Raw genomic sequence first — 237 nt, forward strand, 5'->3', positions numbered from 1 at the left:
AAGCAAGTATTCGGTATTAGCTACCGTTTCCGGTAGTTGTCCCAAGCTTGAGGGCAGGTTGCCTACGTGTTACTCACCCGTCCGCCGCTAACCATCAGAGAAGCAAGCTTCTCTTCAAGTCCGCTCGACTTGCATGTATTAGGCATGCCGCCAGCGTTCGTCCTGAGCCAGGATCAAACTCTCCAATAAAGTATTGAAAAGAGCGATTAGCTCATTTTGAATCTGACGAGATTAAAA

1 rRNA gene is annotated in these 237 nt (G+C 47.7%); it reads right to left on the reverse strand.

The window, feature by feature from the left end:
- Positions 1 to 189: ribosomal RNA gene (locus HP552_RS00090) — 16S ribosomal RNA — on the reverse strand; the annotation flags it as partial.
- Between the last annotated feature and the right edge of the window lie 48 nt (positions 190 to 237).

This window comes from Paenibacillus xylanilyticus (assembly GCF_013359935.1).
In the GTDB taxonomy this organism is placed as follows: domain Bacteria; phylum Bacillota; class Bacilli; order Paenibacillales; family Paenibacillaceae; genus Paenibacillus; species Paenibacillus xylanilyticus.